Origin of the sequence: Wukongibacter baidiensis (genome assembly GCF_050888315.1) — a bacterium.
In the GTDB taxonomy this organism is placed as follows: Bacteria; Bacillota; Clostridia; order Peptostreptococcales; family Caminicellaceae; genus Wukongibacter; species Wukongibacter baidiensis.
The window spans coordinates 5,157,708-5,179,710 of record NZ_CP138202.1; the positions used below are offsets into that span (position 1 = coordinate 5,157,708).

General features: G+C 33.3%; 20 protein-coding genes. 18 read left to right on the top strand and 2 right to left on the bottom strand.

Annotation, left to right across the window (positions count from 1 at the left end; translation table 11 throughout):
- Positions 1-2 precede the first annotated feature (2 nt).
- The 4 genes from R9X47_RS23275 to R9X47_RS23290 all read left to right on the top strand — a co-directional run bounded on the left by R9X47_RS23275 (position 3) and on the right by R9X47_RS23290 (position 4,285).
- A complete protein-coding gene (locus R9X47_RS23275) occupies positions 3-1,742 on the top strand; it encodes an ABC transporter ATP-binding protein (RefSeq protein WP_432663476.1) in 1,740 nt (579 codons plus the stop codon).
- 139 nt (positions 1,743-1,881) lie between these two features.
- Positions 1,882-2,556, top strand: coding sequence for a response regulator transcription factor (locus tag R9X47_RS23280; RefSeq protein WP_432663477.1), 675 nt, complete (start codon positions 1,882-1,884; stop codon positions 2,554-2,556).
- The gene (locus R9X47_RS23285; RefSeq protein ID WP_432663478.1) at positions 2,534-3,883 is read left to right on the top strand and encodes a sensor histidine kinase; all 1,350 of its coding nucleotides are present in this window, start codon (positions 2,534-2,536) and stop codon (positions 3,881-3,883) included. The genes R9X47_RS23280 and R9X47_RS23285 overlap by 23 nt, the downstream gene beginning before the upstream one ends.
- Before the next feature lie 21 nt (positions 3,884-3,904).
- On the top strand, positions 3,905-4,285 hold the full coding sequence (locus tag R9X47_RS23290) for a NusG domain II-containing protein (protein ID WP_432663479.1): 381 nt from the start codon (positions 3,905-3,907) through the stop codon (positions 4,283-4,285).
- A gap of 89 nt (positions 4,286-4,374) precedes the next feature.
- Here R9X47_RS23290 and R9X47_RS23295 read toward each other — a convergent pair whose 3' ends face one another.
- Positions 4,375-5,223: a TIM barrel protein gene (locus R9X47_RS23295; protein ID WP_432663480.1), complete on the bottom strand. Its 849-nt coding sequence runs from the start codon at positions 5,221-5,223 to the stop codon at positions 4,375-4,377.
- Positions 5,224-5,486: 263 nt separating this feature from the next.
- Between R9X47_RS23295 and R9X47_RS23300 the strand changes: the two genes are divergently transcribed.
- A complete protein-coding gene (locus R9X47_RS23300; RefSeq protein WP_432663481.1) occupies positions 5,487-6,074 on the top strand; it encodes an anthranilate synthase component II in 588 nt (195 codons plus the stop codon).
- A 4-nt stretch (positions 6,075-6,078) separates the two neighbouring features.
- A complete protein-coding gene (pabB, locus tag R9X47_RS23305) occupies positions 6,079-7,461 on the top strand; it encodes an aminodeoxychorismate synthase component I (protein ID WP_432663482.1) in 1,383 nt (460 codons plus the stop codon).
- 147 nt (positions 7,462-7,608) lie between these two features.
- Here pabB and R9X47_RS23310 read toward each other — a convergent pair whose 3' ends face one another.
- The gene (locus R9X47_RS23310; protein ID WP_432663483.1) at positions 7,609-8,085 is read right to left on the bottom strand and encodes a hypothetical protein; all 477 of its coding nucleotides are present in this window, start codon (positions 8,083-8,085) and stop codon (positions 7,609-7,611) included.
- A 236-nt stretch (positions 8,086-8,321) separates the two neighbouring features.
- On the opposite strand from R9X47_RS23310, the gene R9X47_RS23315 reads away from it, so the two are divergent.
- From R9X47_RS23315 to folE, 12 genes are all read left to right on the top strand, one after another.
- Positions 8,322-9,875 (top strand): histidine kinase, encoded by a 1,554-nt coding sequence (locus R9X47_RS23315; RefSeq protein ID WP_432663484.1) that lies wholly within the window; start codon positions 8,322-8,324, stop codon positions 9,873-9,875.
- Positions 9,876-9,932: 57 nt separating this feature from the next.
- Positions 9,933-10,643 carry a response regulator transcription factor gene (locus tag R9X47_RS23320; protein WP_432663485.1) on the top strand — a complete coding sequence of 237 codons (711 nt, stop codon included), beginning with the start codon at positions 9,933-9,935 and terminating at the stop codon, positions 10,641-10,643.
- 243 nt (positions 10,644-10,886) lie between these two features.
- Complete coding sequence (locus R9X47_RS23325; RefSeq protein WP_432663486.1) at positions 10,887-12,566, top strand: formate--tetrahydrofolate ligase; 1,680 nt, start codon at positions 10,887-10,889, stop codon at positions 12,564-12,566.
- A gap of 109 nt (positions 12,567-12,675) precedes the next feature.
- Positions 12,676-13,305, top strand: a complete 630-nt coding sequence (locus tag R9X47_RS23330) for a cyclodeaminase/cyclohydrolase family protein (protein WP_432663487.1) — start codon at positions 12,676-12,678, stop codon at positions 13,303-13,305.
- A gap of 4 nt (positions 13,306-13,309) precedes the next feature.
- Positions 13,310-14,161 (top strand): bifunctional 5,10-methylenetetrahydrofolate dehydrogenase/5,10-methenyltetrahydrofolate cyclohydrolase, encoded by an 852-nt coding sequence (locus R9X47_RS23335; protein ID WP_432663488.1) that lies wholly within the window; start codon positions 13,310-13,312, stop codon positions 14,159-14,161.
- A gap of 526 nt (positions 14,162-14,687) precedes the next feature.
- Positions 14,688-15,938, top strand: coding sequence for a serine hydroxymethyltransferase (glyA, locus tag R9X47_RS23340; RefSeq protein WP_432663489.1), 1,251 nt, complete (start codon positions 14,688-14,690; stop codon positions 15,936-15,938).
- 155 nt (positions 15,939-16,093) lie between these two features.
- On the top strand, positions 16,094-17,542 hold the full coding sequence (locus R9X47_RS23345; RefSeq protein WP_432663490.1) for an alanine/glycine:cation symporter family protein: 1,449 nt from the start codon (positions 16,094-16,096) through the stop codon (positions 17,540-17,542).
- A gap of 390 nt (positions 17,543-17,932) precedes the next feature.
- The gene (locus R9X47_RS23350) at positions 17,933-18,733 is read left to right on the top strand and encodes a formate/nitrite transporter family protein (RefSeq protein ID WP_432663491.1); all 801 of its coding nucleotides are present in this window, start codon (positions 17,933-17,935) and stop codon (positions 18,731-18,733) included.
- A gap of 370 nt (positions 18,734-19,103) precedes the next feature.
- Positions 19,104-19,682 carry a 5-formyltetrahydrofolate cyclo-ligase gene (locus R9X47_RS23355; protein WP_432663492.1) on the top strand — a complete coding sequence of 193 codons (579 nt, stop codon included), beginning with the start codon at positions 19,104-19,106 and terminating at the stop codon, positions 19,680-19,682.
- A 140-nt stretch (positions 19,683-19,822) separates the two neighbouring features.
- Positions 19,823-20,635: an aminotransferase class IV gene (locus R9X47_RS23360; RefSeq protein WP_432663493.1), complete on the top strand. Its 813-nt coding sequence runs from the start codon at positions 19,823-19,825 to the stop codon at positions 20,633-20,635.
- Entirely contained in the window at positions 20,628-21,341 is a 714-nt protein-coding gene (locus tag R9X47_RS23365; protein ID WP_432663494.1) for a hypothetical protein, read from the top strand. The genes R9X47_RS23360 and R9X47_RS23365 overlap by 8 nt, the downstream gene beginning before the upstream one ends.
- A gap of 81 nt (positions 21,342-21,422) precedes the next feature.
- Positions 21,423-21,989, top strand: a complete 567-nt coding sequence (folE, locus tag R9X47_RS23370) for a GTP cyclohydrolase I FolE (protein WP_432663495.1) — start codon at positions 21,423-21,425, stop codon at positions 21,987-21,989.
- The last annotated feature ends 14 nt before the right edge of the window (positions 21,990-22,003 follow it).

Below are 22,003 nucleotides of genomic sequence, written 5' to 3' on the forward strand. Positions count from 1 at the left end.
TAATGATTAAAAAATTCGCATCATACTACAAGCCACATTTAAAGTTATTTTATTTAGATATGTTCTGTGCAATTACTGTAGCTGCATTGGATTTAGTTTTTCCCATTTTTTCAAGAATGTTTATAGATGATTTTATACCAAATGGAAAGATCAGATCGATAGTCAACTTTACTATATTGATTATTGCTATGTACATTGTTAGATTGTTCTGTCAATTTATAATGCAATACTGGGGACATATGATGGGAACTAGAATAGAATATGATATGAGAAGGGATTTATTCAAGCATATTCAGACCTTACCTTTTAAGTATTTTGATGACAATAAAACTGGACAAATAATGTCTAGGCTTGTTGGAGATCTAAGGGAAATAGCTGAAACTGCTCATCATGGACCAGAAGATATATTTATAGCTTCTATAATGATTATTGGAAGCTTTATTATCTTAGTTAGGATTAATGTAACATTAACTTTAATAGTGTTTCTGTTTGTTATATTGTTAATGCTATTTACTATTAATAAGAGAAAAACTATGGCAAAGGCCTTCAGAAATGTAAGAAAGAAACATGCAGATATAAATTCGCAACTCGAAAGTAGTATTTCAGGAATAAGACTTTCAAAATCCTTTGCAAATGAAGAGTATGAAATGGACAAATTTGATGTTAACAATGTTGCTTATAAAGAATCTTGGAGACACGCTTACAAGGCCATGGGAATCTTTTCATCGGGAACCCATTTCTTAGCTGATATGCTTAATGTCGTAGTTATTTCAGTCGGTGGAATATTGAGTTACCATGGAATGATAACCATGGGTGATCTAGTAGCCTATCTTTTGTATATGGCATTCATGATCAGACCTATAAGAAGGCTTATTCAATTTACTCAACAATTTCAATCGGGTATTGTAGGCTTTGAAAGATTTTTAGAGATAATGAGTATAAAGCCTGATATAGTAGATAGTAATGATGCAATAGATTTAAATAGTCCAAAGGGAGAAATAAAGTTTGTAGAGACATATTTTAAATATAGTGATAAGGATGAATGGGTTCTAGAGGATTTTGATTTAAAGGTTGACTCAGGAAGAACCGTTGCTTTGGTAGGACCTTCAGGTGTAGGTAAGACAACAATATCCAATCTAATCCCAAGGTTTTACGAGACGGTAAAGGGAGAAATAAAGATCGACGATATAAATATAAAGGATATAAAACTATATTCCTTAAGAAAAAATATTGGTTTTGTACAGCAAGACGTCTTTATTTTCTGGGGAACTATTAGAGAAAACATCCTATATGGAAAACCTGATGCAACTGACGAAGAAATTATTGAAGCCGCAAAGAAAGCAAATATACATGATTTTATTGTTAGTTTAAAGAATGGATACGACACTATTGTTGGTGAGCGAGGAGTGAAGCTTTCAGGTGGACAAAAACAAAGAATTGCAATCTCAAGGGTGTTTTTAAAGAATCCACCTATTCTAATCCTTGATGAAGCTACCTCAGCCCTTGATAATGCTACGGAACTGGCTATACAAAATTCTATTGAAGAGCTTGCAAAGGATAGAACTACAATTATAATTGCTCATAGACTTTCTACTATAAAAAATGCCGACGAGATTATTGTTCTAACTGATGAGGGAATCGAAGAAAGAGGAGATCATGATAGACTTATAGAACAAGGTGGTATATACTCGGAGCTTTACAAGGCTCAGTTTAAAGGCTATATTCCGGATATTGTTAAATAAGCAAATTGCATATTTTCCATCTGAAAAAGCTTAAAACTATATATAGTTTTAAAGGCCCTAAAGCAATACCCTACTTATTATGCAATTCTGCCAAGTTATAATTATTGTTTTAAGTAAAGGAATAAAGAGGTGGAGACTAATGAAACATATATTTGTTGTTGACGACGAGAAGAATATAAGGGAACTGGTTAAGAAATACCTTCAAAAAGAAGGTTATAGTGTAACACTCCTAGAAAATGGAATAAATCTACTGGGTAAAATAAAAGAGCTTTCTCCTGATTTAATTGTTCTTGATATCATGATGCCTGGTATAGATGGTATAGAGCTTTGCAAGGAAATCAGAAAGACAAGTGAAATTCCTATTATATTTATTTCCGCAAGGGATGAAGAATTTGATAGAATTTTAGGCTTGGAGATTGGCGGCGATGATTACCTATCTAAGCCGTTTAGTCCAAGAGAACTTGTAGTAAGAATTAAAAATATTTTTAGAAGGCTGGGTAAAAACGATAAGCCTAGTGACATAATAACTGTAAAGGATTTAAATCTTGATACTGAAAGAAGATTTGTGGAAAAGGATGGAGTAGAATTAAAGCTAACTACAAAGGAATATGAGCTTATTGAGTTTCTATTTAAAAATAAAAATATACCTTTTACTAGGGAGCAATTGATTGAAAAAATATGGGGATATGATTATTTAGGCGATCTAAGGGTTATAGATGACCTTGTGAAGAGAATAAGAAAAAAACTCAAAAATATTAATTCAGAATTAGAGATAAGTACGGTGTGGGGATATGGCTATAAAATCAGCGACTAAAAGAGGAAAAATAGGTAAAAAACTTGTAATAAGCTACTTATTAATTTTAACGGTGGCTTTCTTAGTCGTGGGTGTAAGCTTTAAGGGACTTTTAACTAATTACCTTCAGAATGAAGCTAGGAAAGAATTAACGGTAGAAGCAAAAAGAATTTCTGAGATATTGTCTGAAACTTCCTTGGAAAAGGAAAGGGTTGAAAAAAGATTAGCAAGTAGTGACCCATTAAATATCTTAGGACATACTATAGATGCGAAAATGATTATTTTAGATAGTAATAGAAGCCTTATATTTTCTAATCTTAATGTGACTGATAAAAAACTATCGGAAACACTTAGAAAGCCAAGGGAGTTAAAAGAGAGGGGCTATGTAATTGCTCGGGAGTCTATTATTAAGGATGACAGTATACTTGGATATGTGGTGTTATTAACTAAGGTTAAGGAATTAAAAGCATTAAACAGGATACGGTTAAAAATGCTTTTAACAAGCTTTTTGATTGCTGCAGCCGTTGCAATTGTTGTTAGTCTGTTTTTAGAAAGAAGCTTAGTTAAACCTATAATGAAGCTTCGAAATGAAATGAATAAATTTTCCATTAAGAAATTTAATGAAATAGATATAAAAACGAACGATGAGATAGAAGAGTTAGCTAATAGCTTTAATGGTATGGCAAATAAACTAAAAAGCTACGATGAGCAGCAGAGAAGATTTTTACAAAATGCATCCCATGAGCTTAAAACCCCTCTGATGTCAATTCAAGGCTATGCCGAGGGAATAAAGGATGGAGTAATAGAAGGTGATGAAGTAGGTGAGAGCCTAGACATTATCATAGATGAAAGTCAACGACTTAAAAAATTGGTGGACCAAATAATATACTTAACTAAGCTCGAGAATATTGAAGAGGTTTTTGAATTTGAACAGGTCAATATAAATGAGATTGCAGAAAATGCAATAAGAAGCATTAATTCTTTAGCTATTGATAAGGATATTGAAATACAACTAGAAGCAGATACAAAGAAACTCGGAAATTATGATGTGGAAAAGATGAAAAGAGTGTTTATAAATCTAATTGGAAATGCCATTAGGTATGCAAAGAAAAAGATATTAGTTACAATAGAGGAGAAGGACGATCATCAAATAATAGAAGTAATCGACGATGGTCAGGGATTTATGAATGATGAGGATAAGAAAATCTTTGAGCGGTTTTATAAGGGTGATGATGGTGGTACTGGAATAGGGTTAGCCATAACAAAGGCCATAGTAAAGGGCCATGGAGGGAATATTTCTGCCTATAACCATGAAAGCCTAGGGGCTGTATTTAGGATTGATTTATAGATTAAGAAAAGAGGAAAATACATGAAACGTTTTGATATTATAATAGTTATTCTAGTAATTGCCATCGCCGGAGGTTCACTAGGAATATTAAGAATGAATGCCAATAAGAAATATGAAGAGAAGTATGTAGAGGTATACGTAGATGGAGAACTGATAAAGTCGATTGCATTTGATAGTACATCCAATTTGGAACCCTTTACAGTTCAAACCTCCCACGGAATCAATGTCATAAAAATTGAAGAGGGCATGGTTAAAATAACTGAAGCAGATTGTCCAGATCAAATTTGTATTAAGGATGGTCCGATAGGTGAACCGAGTGAAATGCTTGTTTGTTTGCCCCATAAGGTTGTTGTAGAAGTAAAGGGGAAGAATCAAGAGAAAATAGATGAAATGTCGTATTAGAGAAAAAGGTTAAGAATAGAGTACTCCTAGATTATTCAAAGATTTAATGAATAACTAGGAGTAATTTTTTTTAGCAGATATAACCATTCTTACTTTTTGGATTTTATATTATTACTGAGAAGTTCTATATCACCAAATAAATCATCTAAGTAACTATTTCCACAAAAGCTTTTTAGAAGTTCTAGGTTTAGAATACCAGTATAATTCTTATCTAGTAGAAAATTAACTTCATCATCAAAATTAATATCACTGTTTTTTATTGAAATATGGGATTTAGCTTCGCTAAGATCAATACCATGGATATGAGAGTAGATTATGTTATCGTAGAAATTATCCTCGAGAGAGATTTTTCCCGGGTAATAATTATAAGAATCATGACAGATATCCCAGCAGATTCCCAATTTAGAACCTTTAAATTCATTTAGAATATAACTTATATCTTCTCTAGAATTTCCTATTACCTGCTCACTTTTATTCAATGTTTCTAAAGCTAGCTTAAGACTAAGATTTCTTTTTTCTAAAAAATTCAGTAGCCAGTCTAGAAAAGTAAGGGTATTATTGAATGCTTTTTCTTGTTCCTTGTTATCTTCATAATTTGCTCCATGGATAGTTAAGATAGAAGGCTTACAAGTTATATTTTGAATATCAGAAATAATTGACATTAAAGTTTCGTATTTGGTTTTAATGTCCTTTTTATACTCTTTGAAGTTCATTATTTCGTATAAGAAATGATCTGCAAAGTAGGGAACGTGATAATGAATTTCTATATCTAGGTCACTACAAAGCTTAGATATATGAATATATTTTTTTCTCGATAATATTTTTTCATCAGGACTAATTTCAATGCTTGAAACACCCATCTCCTTTGTTTGCGATAGTAACTCAACAGGTGATATAGCGTCTAAAATTTTCTCATCAAAGGTATATCCAATTTGCATACTTTCCTCCTAAATCAAATTGTATGGACTTATTATATAGGGTTCATATAGTATAAATTAAAGCTTTGACTGGAAGCTCTATAGTACTTAGACTAGATTAATAATATAAAAACAGCAATAAAATATTTGCCATTTATATCTATTAGTTTTTATTTTATCATCCTTAGCAAATATTATATATATATTCTACAAATCTTTTCATTTGACTTATTACGTTTTTGAAATGTATAATCTAAGAAGAAAAATAAAAAGGGGCTGTTGATTTGATATTGATGATAGATAATTATGACTCTTTTACCTATAATCTCGTTCAATACCTGCAAGGCCTAAAAGAAGAGGTATTGGTTTATAGAAATGATGAGATAAGTCTAGACGAGATTGAAGAACTAAATCCTGACATGATAGTATTATCTCCAGGGCCATGCACCCCTAATGAATCAGGAATCTGTATAGGCGTAGTAAAAGAATTTAAAGGAAAGCTTCCAATTCTTGGGATATGTTTAGGACATCAAACTATTGGACAAGTCTTTGGTGGCGACGTTATAAAGGCCTTAGAGCCAGTTCATGGAAAGGTTCATCCCATAAATCATACTAATGAAGGAGTATTTAAGGGACTTAATAACCCCCTTAAGGTTACTAGATACCATTCATTAGTATTAAAAAGAGAAACTCTACCTGAGTGCTTTGAGATAACTGCTGAGACCATAGATGGAGAAATAATGGGTATAAAGCATAAGGATTATCTGATGGAAGGAGTTCAGTTCCATCCGGAAGCAATTCTTACAGAGATGGGAATGGAGCTTTTAGAGAACTTCTTAAAGGAAGCTAAAAAGTTTAAGATAAGCGGGTGAAGAAATGGAGAATAAGGTGTTAATTAAAGAAATTAAAACTGAACTTAATAGCTTTGAGATTTACTCTTTATTTAAGGAGCATTCACATAGCTTTTTCCTAGACAGTGGAATGGATTATGAAAAATTAGGAAAATATTCATTTATTGGATTTGATCCCTTTATCGTTTTTAAATCAAAAAACGATGATATAGAAATAATGCAAAATGGAGAAACTGAAAGATTAAAGGGAAATCCTTTTTCTGAGTTAAAGACATTATTATCTAAATATGATATGAATTATAAATCAGACCTTCCCTTTATTGGTGGTGCTGTAGGGTATTTTGGCTATGATTTATGCCATCATGTTGAAAAACTACAAAGGACAGCAGTGGACGATGTAAATATTCCCGATGCCTTTTTAGGATTCTATGATGGAGTTATTATAATTGATCATAGAAATAACAAAGTTTTTGTGGCTTCAATTGGGATAAAGGATGAAGCAAGTAAAGTTGTAGACTCTATAATCGAAAAAATTGAAGCCGGAGAAACAAAGAAAATAGATATTGAGATCAACTATGACGAAAAGAGAAAAGAATTTAAATCTAATTTTACTAAAGAGGGCTATATAGAGGCCCTTGATAGATTAAAGAACTATATCAAAGAAGGGGATATATATCAGGCAAATCTTACTCAGAGATTTAAATGTGATCTAGATATAAGTCCTTATGAGCTTTATGGAAAGCTTAGAACAATAAATCCAGCTCCCTTTGCAAGCTTTATAGATTTCGGAGAGGGACATATTGTAAGCAGTTCACCGGAAAGGTTTATAAAAGTCACAGACAGGGTAATTGAAACAAGACCTATTAAGGGAACGAGACCTAGAGGGAAAACCCCAGAGGAAGATAAAAGAAATAGAGAAGAACTGCTATCAAGTGAAAAGGATAAAGCGGAACTGCTTATGATAGTTGATCTTGAAAGAAATGACCTAGGAAGGGTATCGAAAACAGGAACTGTAAAGGTAACTGAACTTTTCCATCTAGAAGAGTATGCTACTGTTTATCATTTAGTTTCCACTGTGATTGGAGAAATGAAGGATGATCATGAAATAATAGATGTTGTAACAGCAACTTTCCCAGGGGGGTCAATAACAGGTGCTCCTAAAATTAGAGCAATGGAGATTATAGATGAGCTTGAACCAACCCAAAGAAATATTTACACTGGATCGATTGGATATATAGGGTTTAATGGAGATATCGACTTAAATATAGTAATTAGAACTATAGTATGTAAGGACAATAAGGCATATTTCCAAGTAGGTGGAGGAATCGTTTGGGATTCCGATCCAGAGATGGAATATGAAGAAACCTTCCATAAGGCCAGAGCATTGATGGAGGCTTTGAATAGTTAAAATTAAAATATGAAAGTAAATCTAATATTTTTAGACTTGATGTAGGCTAATCATAGAATAAAAGCGAAGAAACCTTAAAAAAACAGATTTCTTCGCTTTATTTTCTACCACACCTAAATAAACTCAAATTATATTTTCAAAGATACTCTAGCAACTAGCTGCTAAAGTAAAAAACATATCACAAAGGAATATATTAGAATTTAAGAATTCAACACTTGATATACCATTAGGAGAAGTAAAACCAAGTGATATAAAAGAATTCATTTCCCCGCATTCAACCGTTGAAACTTGCCCATTAACATCAGTAACCTTTACTAAAGAGTTTTCCTTATTTTCAATTTTTAGCATAACACCCAAAGTATTCGGAGGAAGATCTATCCTACCATTTTCACCAATGTGAATCAATTCATTATTGGAATTTTCATCAAAGGTAGAATATAAAAAACAAGGCGATGAAAGCTTTATTCCACCCATTACAAGTGGATTTGGAATGATTAAGGGTCTTACATGATGATAATAATAACTATTTGTATTTCCAAGAGGTAAATTATGAAGGTCAACCTTGCATAATTCCTCTGTATCAGCTCTAAAGCTTTCAAAATTTTTATAAACTGTGATTGCCATGGTTATCCCGCCTTTATTAGAATGTAGTATTATTAATTTAGAATATGGAATCAATAATTATAAATATTATAACATTTTTGTAATAAATCATAAATATGCAAATGATTGGATTGTTATAACTAAATTAAAATTTGGATTCAAATCCATAGTGATATTTTAAATTTATTTACTTCATATATGCTAAAGTAAATAGCTTAGTCAAACAATAAAACATATTGGTTTGAGGGGTGAGAAGCTTGATAAAGGATAACATCCAGTTCTTTGACTGGGGACAGATAGAATGGATACATGAGCCAGAAAAAAGTAATTTTAAAAGTGTCATGAATATAGGAATTGTTACTATTTTCTCAGGAAAGAGGCAAAATAAGCATATACATTATGGGGATGAGCAAGTAATTTATGGTCTATCGGGAAAGGGAGAGCAAATTATTGGCAATAAGACTTCTACAATGGAACCAGGTTCGATTTTCCATATCCAAGCTGGTTCCACCCATGAGACGATAAATGACGGAGAAGAGCCTCTAAAAGAGCTATTGATTTCTATTCCTGTGAATCATGAACAAGAGATATTTTTAAAAAATAGAAAACAAAAACAAGAGCATGAAAACAGCAAAATATATCCTGTAGATATTAAGCTTAATCAAGAGGTTAAGTATATATTTGATAAAATAATAGAGCCATTGAAAATACCTATGGCTATTTTTGACGATAAAGGACATATTGTTCTTAAGACCAGTTACTATCCAGAATTTTGCAGAGCTATTTGTAACATTGATGAAAAACTTTGCAATTGTAGTTTATATAATATTAAGGGTGAATATGCCGCGCCTCAATATACAGATCCATCAGCCTTTGTATGTCCCTATGGTTTAACAGTATTTATACAACCCATAATTTACAACAATAAAGTTGTTGGAGTGATTAAGGGAGGCCATATTAGAGAAGCTAAGAGTAATATAAAGATTAAAACGAAGGAAGACAAAGAGATTATCAGCTTACCCTATGATACTCCTAAAAGTACTGTCAATGCTATACTACAATTAATGAAAAGACTTTGTAAAAATATTATTAATTATTATATATTTAAAAACTCAGAGATTGAGTTGAACAAAAAAGACGAGATAATCAATGATATAGTTCAAAATGAAATCATGTTGGAGGAAGCCCTAAAGAATACGGAGGGAAAGGTTCTAAGTATTCAAATAAACAACCATTTTCTTTTCAATACCTTAAATGCTATAGCCAGTCTAGCAATAAGGGAAAATTCTCTCAATACCTACGATGCAATAATTAATCTTTCAAAAATGTTTAGATATTCTCTCAAGAAAAGCAGCTATTTTGTGGAACTAAGGGAAGAAATAGAATACCTAAAGAACTATATTAATCTTCAAAAAATAAGATATGGAAGCAAGGTTGCTGCAGACTTTAATATTTCTTTAGAGGTTGAAAATATAAACGTTCCATTTAATTTTTTACAGCCAATAATTGAAAATAGTTTCAATCATGGGTTTAAGGATGTAAAAGATAATATGAAGATTATTGTAACAGCTAGACAAGTTGAGGACAGAACTATAATCGAGATAAATGATAATGGTATTGGCATGAAACAGGATGAGTTAACTGAGCTTAAATTAAAAATCACAAATGAAGATGAATACGAACTTAATGGACTAAAGATGATTTTTCTGAAGCTAGGGAGATTTTATGGAAATAATTTTTCCTTTGATATTAATAGTCAATATAAAAGAGGAACAACTGTGAAAATTAGCTTGCCAGATAAGATTATATAAATAGCTGTCGATGAAAGGAAATCTCATATTAGAAAACTCATAATAGGAGGTGAAAGGATGAGAAGAGCAATAATAGTAGATGATGAGGAGTCTTCAGGCGAAATTATAAAATATCTTATTAAACAAAGCAATTTGCCTATTGAAGTCGTTGGACAGGCTGCTTCAGGGGATGAGGCAATCAAAATAATAAAAAAATTAAAGCCCGATATAGTTTATCTAGATATTAAAATGCCCGTGTATAATGGTATAGAGGTTATGGAGGAAATTAAATCTTCTTATACAGGAAAAATAAACTTCATTGTGATTACGGCCTATAGTTATTTTGAATATGCTCAATCCTCTTTGAGACTAGGTGCAAAGGACATTCTATTAAAGCCTATCGAGTCTAAGCAGTTTATTGAGACAATGGAAAGAGTCATGGGTTACAACTATACTGATAATCAGTTTTTTAATGACATACTAGAGTATATTAATGGCAACTATACCAAGGATATGGAGTTAAATAAGTGTGCTGGAGAGTTTCATACAAGTCCAAATCACATTTCGAGAATGTTTAAGAAGTATCTGGGGAAGAACTTCATTGCATATTTGAATGAACTGAGAATAAAAAAGGCTAAAGAGCTTTTAAATGATACAGAACTATCGATTAAGGAAGTTGCAGATAAGGTAGGATATAACAATCTAAATTATTTTTATAAAAACTTTAAGAAATTGACTGGTGTTACGCCAAAAATGTTTAAGAATAACAGTAGCGGTGTCTCAGAATGATTAATTTATGCGTTATTCGAAATACATTCGTTTTCAAACACCCTAGGGGCTGAGCTCATGAGATATTTTCATGAGACAGCCCCGCTATTATTTTTTGTTCAAAAACCTGTCAATTCTGTTTAAAGGCAAGAAAGATGTTTTTTTGTATAATGTGAATATATTAAACTTTGCGAATTTTGTCGCACACATAATACAGCTCTGCAGGGCTAAGTTAAAACAATAAAATCAAAGGGTGAGGATAAAATGAAATTTAAAACTGATATTGAGATAGCACAAGAGGCTAAGCCGTTAGTAATCAATGAAATAGCTGAAAAGCTTAGTATCAATAATAGGTTTGTAGAGAACTATGGAAAGTATAAAGCGAAAATTGACTATAACCTATTACAGGAAATGAAAGACACTCCTGATGCTAAGCTAGTACTTGTTACGGCAATAAACCCAACTCCAGCTGGAGAAGGAAAGACAACTACGACTGTGGGACTTGGAGACGCACTATCAAAGCTAGGAAAGAAAACAGTAATTGCTTTAAGAGAACCTTCACTTGGTCCAGTATTCGGCGTAAAAGGTGGAGCAGCAGGTGGTGGTTATGCACAGGTTATTCCAATGGAGGACATAAATCTACACTTTACAGGAGATTTACATGCTGTAGGAGTAGCTAATAATCTTATCGCAGCGATGCTTGACAATCATATAAAGCAAGGCAATGAACTTGACATCGATATAACAAAGATTACATGGAGAAGATGTGTAGACATGAACGATAGACAGCTGCGTTCTATTGTAAATGGTTTAGGTGGTAAAGGAAATGGAGTTCCAAGGGAAGATGGCTTTGATATAACGGTTGCATCTGAAATAATGGCTATTTTATGTTTGTCGAATGATCTAGAAGATTTGAAATCAAAGGTAGCTAAAATTATTGTTGCTTATACAAGGGATGGCAAGCCAGTTACCGCAGGAGATATCAAGGCTCAGGGAGCAGTTGCAGCACTATTAAAGGATACCTTAAAACCAAACCTAGTTCAAACGCTAGAGCAGACTCCGGCCTTTATCCATGGTGGGCCATTTGCAAATATAGCCCACGGATGTAATAGTGTAATGGCTACGAAAATGGCAATGAAGCTTGGAGATTATGTTGTAACGGAAGCTGGGTTTGGAGCAGATCTAGGGGCTGAAAAATTCGTAGACATTAAATGTAGATTGAGCGGATTGAAGCCGAGCGCAGTAGTAATAGTTGCGACGGTAAGAGCATTAAAGCATCATGGTGGATGTAAAAAGGATGAGCTTGGTACTGAAAATATTGAGGCACTTCAACAAGGTGTACCGAACCTTTTAAAGCACATTGAAAATGTAACTGAGAATTTTGGCTTACCTGCTGTTGTTGCTATAAATAGATTCCCAACCGATACAGAAGCAGAATTACAATTTGTTGATTATGCTTGTAAGAAAGCTGGAGCTAACGTTGCATTGTCAGAAGTTTGGGCAAAGGGCGGAGAAGGTGGTACTAAGCTTGCAGAGGAAGTAGTTAGACTGATTGAAGAGGGGGATAACGATTTCCATTTCGTTTATGATGACGCGATGTCTATTCAAGATAAAATTGGTGCCATTGCTGAAAAAATATATGGTGCTGATGGAGTAGATTTCACAGGAAATTGTTTAAAGCAAATTAAGAAGCTTGAAGAATTAGGCTATGGTAACTTACCAATTTGTATGGCCAAAACACAATATTCCTTCTCAGATGATCCAAAGAAACTTGGAAGGCCTGAAGGATTCAGAGTATCAATAAGAAATGTTAAGGTATCAGCTGGAGCAGGGTTTATAGTTGCCCTAACTGGAGATATTATGACTATGCCAGGACTTCCTAAGGTTCCATCGGCTGAAAAAATAGATGTTGATAATACTGGAAAGATAACTGGGTTATTCTAATAAGGGCCGAATCTTTTGAGTACAGCCCGGGGTGTTTCAGAATGAGTGAAGTTCAAATAGCGCAGAAATTCGCCATTATGAGACGCCCCACTTTTAAGGAGGAATAATAATGCTAGAGAAAAGTTGTAAGGATTTTATTAAGGAACTTTCTTCAAAGGAACCAGTTCCTGGTGGAGGAGGAGCATGTGCGTATCTAGGTGCTCTTGGAACAGCATTAGGAGCTATGGTAGGAAACTTAACTCTAGGGAAAAAAAAGTATAAGGAATTTGAGAAAGATATAGAAAAGCTGCTTATATTGTCTGAAGGAATTATATATGATTTTGAACGGTTAGTAAGCAAAGACGCGGAAGTATTTTTTCCGTTATCAGAGGCCTATAGACTTCCTAAGAATACCGATGAAGAGCGGAAAGTAAAGGAAGAAGCACTGCAAAAAGCATTGGTTGACGCTACTATTGTGCCTTTGGAAATTGCGAGGCTATGCTTAAAAGCAGTAGACCTACACGAAGAGTTTGCTAAAAAAGGTACTAAAATGGCCATAAGCGACGTAGGTGTTGGAGTAATATTTTGTAAGGCTGCCTTTCAAGGGGCAAAGTTAAATGTTCTAATAAATACTAAACTAATGAAAAATGAGAAGCTTAAGGATTTAGTTGAAAAGGAATTGTCAATTATTGAGAAGGAAATCCTTGAAAAGGCAGATAGACTATATATAGATATTGAAAAGGAATTGTCAGGGAGGTAGAAACGTGGCAAAAATTCTGAAGGGAAAACCTGTTGTAGAGGCTTTAAAGGAAAGGATAAGCGAGGAAACAATATTGATGAAGGAACAAGCAATAGAGCCTACTCTAGGTATAATAAGGGTGGGCAATAGAGCCGACGATGTATTCTATGAAAAAAGCATCATAAGAAACTGCGAATCTGTAGGAATAAAGACCAAGGTTTTTGAAGTGGAGCCTGATATTGATATGGAAAAATTCTGTAGTTTAGTAAAGGGGGTTAATGAAGACAAAAGCATTCACGGTATCATGCTGTTTAGACCTTTACCTGAACAGCTAGATATAGATGTTATAAAGCATTTAATAGATCCTCACAAGGATGTTGACTGCATTAATCCTGAGAACTTGAGAAGAGTATTTGAAGGGGACAATGAAGGTTTTCCTCCGTGTACACCTGAGGCCGTGGTTGAAATCTTGAAGCACTATGAGATTCCGTTAGAAGGAGCTAATGCTGTAATTATTAACAGCAGTATGGTTGTAGGAAAACCACTAGCTATGATGCTTCTAAAGGAAGAATCCACAATTACCGTTTGTCATATAAAAACCCGTGATCTACCGAAAATCGCCTCAAAGGCTGATATTGTTGTGTCGGCAGTAGGAAAGGCAAAGTTATTTGGGGAAGAGTATTTTGGGGAAGATACTCTAGTTATAGATGTTGGTATTAATGATGATGGAAATGGAAAGATATGTGGAGATATTGATTTTGAAAAGGTTAACGAGAAAGTAAAGGGGATTACGCCTGTACCTGGAGGAGTAGGAACTGTAACCACAGCTATTCTACTTAGACACGTACTAGAAGCATGTAAAAAGCAAGTAGCTTAATATAGGATGTGTGATCGATAGGTTTAATTTACTCAGGTAGCCACTGAGAATCCTTTTGGCTCATGCTATGAACCTGTTTTGAATTGAAGAATAAAGGTTAAAACAGATTCATAAAAATCGCCAAAAGGAAACCTCAGAGTCTACCTTTGTGTATGAAATTTCATTGTCACACATCAAAAGCTAGATTTATATAGACTTAAACCTTTATGACTAAGAGAGTATATCTTAGCATAAAGGTTTAATTTTTTTGCTTAGAAACTGTTATTAAAGACTCAAAAGTATCGACAAGATTAAAGCTAGTAGCCAGCAGCTAGTCGCTAGCAGCTAAATATCACTTTTGTTCAATAAAGGGTTAATTTAGTTAATATAATTAGACAGAATATTATGGAATAATTGAATTGTATAAAAAAACATTAAACGGCCATAAATGTTAACCCAAATAGGAGGTGGAACTTATAAGAAAAAAATAGCTTTGGATTCAATATTTATGTAGTAAAAGATTATTAATTAAGGGGGACTAGTAAAGATGATGAAAACAGTTAAAGAAAAGGACATCGAACTATATGAAATAGTTGAAGAAGAGCTTCAGCGCCAAAGAACAGGACTGGAGATGATTGCTTCAGAGAGTTTTGTACCAACTCAAATAATGGAACTCCAAGGAAGTATCCTTACAAATAAGACAATGGAAGGTTTTCCTGGAAAACGTTACCATGCTGGACATCACGTAATAGACAAGATGGAGACTCTAGGGATTGAAAGAGCTAAAGAATTATATGGAGCAGAGTATGCAAACTTACAACCCCATTCTGGTTCACAGGCGAATAACTGTGTTTATGCAGCAATGATCAATCCAGGAGATACAGTAATGGGTATGAGACTAGACCAAGGTGGCCACTTAACCCATGGAAGTAAGGTTAATTTCTCAGGGAAAATCTATAATTTTATATCTTATGGATTGGACAAGGAAACTGAGCTTATAGACTATGAGGAACTTGAAAGATTAGCAAAGGAGCACAAGCCAAAGCTTATTGTTGCAGGAGCAAGTTCTTACCCAAGATTTATAGATTATGAGAGAATATCTCAGATTGCTAAATCCGTAGATGCATACTTCCTAGTAGATATGGCTCATGTTGCAGGTCTTGTTGCAGCAGGGATACATCCATCTCCAGTGCCTCATGCTGACTTTGTTACTTCAACTACAACAAAAACCCTTGCAGGAGCTAGAGGAGGATTCATTTTAGCTAAAGAGGAATTTGGTAAAAAGATTGATAAAGCAACATTCCCAGGAGTTCAAGGATCATCCCATCTTCATACAATGGCGGCAAAGGCATTTACATTTAAAAATGCAATGACTGATGAATATAAAGACTGTATGAAGCAAGTAGTAAGAAATGCAGAAAGGTTAGCTGAAGTTTTACAAGAAAAAGGATTCAGGGTAGTATCCGGTGGAACTGACAATCATTTGTTATTGGTAGATCTTAGACCAAAGGGCCTTACTGGAAAGCAATTAGATGAAGCTTTAGCATCTGTTGGTATAACTGTTAATAAGAATATGATTCCATACGATCCAGAAAAGCCTATGGTAACTAGTGGTGTAAGAATAGGAACTACTGCAATGACTATAAAGGGTATGAAGGAAAAAGAAATGGAAGAAATAGCTGAAATGATAAACCTAGTAGCTGAAAATATTGATAATGAAATAGTATTGAACGAAGTTAAAGACAAAGCAGCTGAACTAGCATTAAAATTCCCACTATATCCTGGATACTTTGAATAACAACTGACTAATCTGAAGGGCATAAATTTTATAAAAGAAAAAATTAATAATCTAGATTTTTGCGAATTGCATAATTACAAGATCGGAAAGAGAATTAAGTTCGTTAAAACGTAATTATGCAATTTGCCCAAATAAAAAAATGGAGGAAAAGCAAGATGATGAATATCGTAAATGCTCTCAACGGTTTAATTTGGAGTAAAGCCCTTATTGGTTTATGTTTATTAACTGGATTATACTTTTCATTTAGAACACGTTTTTTACAGATTAGACATATAAAAGAAATGGTAAAATTGATGATTGATGGTGGAGATTCTGAAAGAGGAGTATCTTCATTTCAATCCTTAGCTATTTCAGTTTCAGGTCGTGTTGGAACTGGTAACATTGCAGGTGTGGCTACAGCAATAGCCTTAGGTGGACCAGGAGCACTTTTCTGGATGTGGGTAATCGCATTCTTAGGAGCAGGCTCAGCCTATATAGAATCAGCTTTAGCACAGGTTTATAAAGAAGATCAAGACGGACAATATAGAGGCGGTCCTGCATACTATATTGAAAAGGGAATGGGTGTAAAGTGGTATGCAGTTCTATTTGCTATCTCTGCAGTAATAGCACTAGGAATATTAATGCCAGGAACACAGTCCAACAGTATTGCTATAGCAATGGAGAATGCCTTTGGTTTAAACCCTATGATTACAGGGATAGTATTAGTAGTAGCTCTGGCACTAATAATATTAGGTGGAGTTAAGCGTATCGGTAAAGTTGCTGAGATAGTTGCTCCAATTATGGCTGCCGGATATATAATTATTGCTCTTATCATTATCGTTATGAACATTTCTGCACTTCCGGGAGTATTTATGTTAATCATAAAGAGTGCATTCGCCCTTGAACCAGCATTTGGTGGAATTATAGGTATGACAATTTCTTGGGGAGTTAAGCGTGGAATCTATTCTAATGAAGCCGGTCAAGGTACTGGACCACAGGCTGCAGCTGCAGCAGAAGTATCCCATCCAGCAAAGCAAGGTTTAGTTCAAGCTTTTTCAGTATATATAGATACATTATTCGTTTGTTCAGCTACAGGATTTATGATTTTAATAACAGGTATGTATAATGTTGAAAATCCAGCTGGAGGATTTATAAGAGAAGCTTTACCAGGTGTAGGAATAGGACCTATCTACACTCAAAAAGCCGTTGAGTCAGTTTTCCCCGCCTTTGGAAGTGCCTTTGTTGCAATTTCACTGTTATTATTCGCTTTTACTTCACTACTAGCCTACTATTATATAGGTGAAACAAATGCGGCTTATCTACAAAAGAAATGGAATTGTAAGTGGGTTATAAATGCAACTAGAATATTTATATTGGCTACTACCTTCTTTGGAGCTGTAAAAACTGCAAAATTAGCTTGGGGACTAGCTGATTTAGGTGTTGGAGTAATGGCATGGGTAAATATTATTGCCATACTAATCTTACAAAAAGTTGGATTTAAAACCCTTGATGACTATGAAGAGCAGAAAGCTCAAGGGAAAGACCCAGTATTTGATCCTAAAAAATTAGGAATTGAAAATGCAGACTTTTGGGTAAATGATTATCAAAAAGAGAACATCGGTTAAAGACCTTATAATAGAAAAAGGGCTATCTTATAAAGAAATTTCATGAGCTCAGCCCTGGGGTGTTTCAGAATGGATGGAGTTCAAGATTTTGAAATTCATCATTATGAGACACCCCCTTTTCAATCAAAATAATTGTAGATATGTTACTCAACAAATAGTTAAATTTATTAAACTATATCTGTTTTTTTGTAAAAAAGTAACATACAAAGCTAAAAAAATATATTGTAAAATTATGAGTAGAGTAAAAAAATATTAGTTAATTGCAGCCTGTTATCGAAATGAAATTGTAGAGCCAATTCCTATCGATAATCCAATGGATATAGTTATTACTGAGTAAAATATATTCTATATGAAGAAGACTAATTTTATAAGAAAATAGGAGATGATAGATTGAATAATAAAAATTATCTTACACCATTAGAAATAGCCAAAGCAACGATTGAAACAGGTCATGCTAAAGCCACTAAATCATCCTTATCATTATTGCTTTTAGGTATTTTAGCTGGAGCGTTTATTGCATTTGGAGCAGTTGGATCAACGACAATGAGCGCATTAGTAGGAGATAAAGGATTGGCAAAGCTAATTGGAGCGGCTGTTTTCCCTGTAGGACTTATGCTTGTAGTTATGGCTGGTGCTGAGCTTTTCACAGGGAATAATCTGATGACTTTAGGTGTTATGACTGGAAGATACAATTATAAAGATATGTTTAGAAACTGGACACTTGTATATATAGGAAATTTTATTGGATCAATAGCAGTAGCGATACTAGTTGCTAAAACAGGGCTTTATACAGGGGCAATTACAGATAAGGCAATAGCAATTGCAACTAAGAAAGCAACTATTATGACTAGTTTAGGTCTTGGATCTGTACTGTCAAGAGCAATTCTTTGTAACATCATAGTTGTACTTGCAGTCTGGCTAGCTACTGGAGCGAAGGATATGACCAGTAAAATATTTGCCTGCTGGTTTCCAATAATGTTATTTGTATTATCAGGATATGAGCATAGTATTGCAAATATGTTTTTTATCTATGTAGGAAAGTATGTAGGAGCAGAAATTACTCAGTCACAGATTTGGATAAACAATATAATACCTGTAACAATTGGGAACTTAATAGGTGGAGCTGTAATTGTACCAATATTCTATTATTTGATTTTCCTTAAAGAGGCAAAAAGAGGATTAGTTAATTAAGGAGACCCCTAGTCAAGGAGTGCTATGATAAGTTATAAAGACTTATTAATCACTTTCATAAAAAAACATTATAAACGAATTTATTACAATTAAGAATTTAATACTTAAGATACAAACTCTTTAGACAGAAAATATTGATGAGGAACGGTGATAAACCGTTCCTTGATTTGTAGGTAATCCTGTATAGCTTAAGAGAAAAAGAAGTACCAAAACCCAACAAACATAGGTAACTAACCTGGATAAGTTAAAATATTTCATAGAAAATTCAAGGAATTAGAAAAATAATTATACTAGGTTTACCTAACTTATTGTAGAATAAGAAATATAGCTTATTGATGTCATTTTATGATAATTAAAGGTGGGGAGTAATTTGGAAGGTAAGAAAAAACTAAGGAAAAATCTGTTGAAAAATAGAGAAGTAATGGAGAAACAGACAGTAGAAAAACTAAGCAAGAAAATCATGAAAAATGTAATAAAGATTCCAGAATTTAAACAGAGTAAAGTAGTTATGATATATCTAAGCTTTAAGAATGAGGTAGAGACTAATGAACTTATTGATTGGTGCTTTGAACAGGGTAAGGAAGTAGTAATCCCCTACTGTGTGGTAGATAATAGACAGATTATACCCTGCAAATTGGATGTTGAAAGAAAAGGCCTTAAGAAAAATAAATACGGTATATGGGAGCCTAAAAAGGATTCAATGGTAACAGTAGAGATAGAAAATATTGACTCAATAATTATACCGGGAGTAGGTTTCGATGAAAATTGTAATAGACTAGGATTTGGTGGTGGATACTACGATAGATTTTTAGTCAAAAGAAAGAAGAATATACCAGCAATCGCAATTTGCTACCAAAATCAAATTATAAAATCTGTTCCTACAGATAATTACGATATCCCAATGGATATGGTAGTTACAGAATGTAATATATTTCATAGGAAAAAATAATCAAAACTTAGAGACGTAATTTAGACTTTAAAATGTTAAAATAAACTAAAATATTATGTTTGACTCTAATTATTTCGAGGATGTATAATCTAATGTAAATAACATAATTGCATTAGAATACAAAAGATGGAAGTGTTGTTATGTATATATCCCTTAACGGAAAAATTTTAAAGAGCCAGGATGCACAGGTTTCTCCATTAAGCGAAGCTTTTTTGTATGGTTTTGGACTTTTCGAAACCATAAAGGTCGTTAATGGAAAACAATATTTTTTTGAAGAGCATATGAAAAGAATAAAAAAAGGATGCAGTACTTTAGATTTTGAGATTATATATAATGAGGACACCTTATATGAATATTGCTGTGAGCTCATAGAAAAAAATCAATTAAGTAATGGTGCTATAAGAGTATCTTACTCTAAAAATAAAAGCAGCTATATTTTGCTGATAAGCTCTAGAGAAAACGACTATAATGAAGAGCATTATAAAAAAGGTTTTAGGCTTTGCTTTGCAGATATTAAAAGAAATCCCCATTCACCCATCGTTTATCTTAAATCCAATAATTATTTAGAAAATTTGTTGGCGAGGCAAGATGCGAAGAAGAAGGGATTTGACGAAGCGGTATTTTTAAATATTTATGAAAAAACATGTGAAGGAACAGTATCAAACATTTTCTTCGTAAAGAATAATAAAATTTTTACTCCTGATGTTGAGTGTGGAATCTTATTGGGTATCCTTAGAGAGAAGGTTATAAGTATAATAAATAGATTGAATTTGGAACTTAATATAGGCAGCTATGAAAAAGAACAGCTATATGATGCCGATGAAGTTTTTATAACTAATTCATTGATGGATATTATGCCTGTATGCAGTCTAGAAGATATAGAGTATGATATGAAGAATAATAATATAACGAAGACCTTAATAAAGGAGATTAAGGAGCTTTATAATGGATAAAGGAAAAGTATATGATAGGAAGATAGAGCAGATAATTAAAGCTGAAAAGGTTCTTAGCATTTTACTAATAGGTGCAGGAGCAAATATAGAAAAGAGTAGCTTTAATACCCTAAGGGATATAGATCTCTTTGTTATTACCGATGAAAATTATGAGTTTCAAAGGGAGGTTGCAGAGTCTGAAGGTGTACTATTTGATATATCATATATGTCTCTTAAGTCCTTCGAAAAAGGGATTGATGAAAAACTTTCCTTTTTAATTAATTCACTACAAAAGTGTAGGATTGTATATAATATTAATAAGAGCTTACAAGAATTTTTAGAGAAGATAAAATCCTTACATGAGATAGGACCACCGAAGCTTGAGAACGATGAAGTAAACTATATAAGATATAAGCTTTATCAAGATTATGAAGATATATTATCTAGAAAAGATGACGTATTAAATGTGAGTTTCTTAATAAATAATCTATTCTATAATATACTTGCTTCATATTTTAAGCTTAATGGTTATTGGATGCCTAAGGATAAAAAAATATTAAACAATATAGAGAAAATTGATAATACCTTATATATTTTATGTAAGGACTTTATTCAAGAAGATTATAATTCAAAGCTTGAAAAACTTGATGAGATATTAAACTATGTATTAAAGCCCTATGGTGGAACTATAAAGTTTTGGAAAAGAAAGAAATTTCCATTAATATAGATTATATGAAAAAGTTGAGTTTGATAAAAAGAAGGTACCATACCAGGTAGATTTAATTAAAATGTAGAAAGAGGGAAAAAAATGGACAAGCAAAGAATTGAAAAAGCGGTTAGAGAGATTCTAGAAGCTATCGGTGAAGATCCAGATAGAGAAGGATTGGTAGATACTCCAAGAAGAATTGCAAAAATGTATGAGGAAATATTTGCAGGATTAACGGAAGATCCAGGAAAGCATCTAGAAATATACTTCCAAGACGAAAGCCACGAAGAACTAGTTTTAGTTAAGGATATACCATTCTATTCAATGTGTGAGCATCACTTTGCTCCTTTTTTCGGTAAGGCACATGTTGGATATCTACCTAAGAATGGCAAATTAACTGGACTTAGTAAGCTTGCTAGAGTGGTGGATACCGTTGCAAAAAGACCTCAGCTTCAGGAAAGAATTACAGCAACAATTGCTGAAACCCTAATGGAAAAGCTTGAGCCCCACGGTGTAATTGTAGTTGTAGAGGCTGAGCATATGTGCATGACCATGAGAGGTGTCAAAAAGTCAGGATCTAAAACGGTAACCTCTGCTGTAAGAGGATTATTCAACAGAGATGCCAAAGCCCGTGCGGAAGCTATGTCGCTTATTAACTTTGGTAGATAGCGAGGGGGAAACTT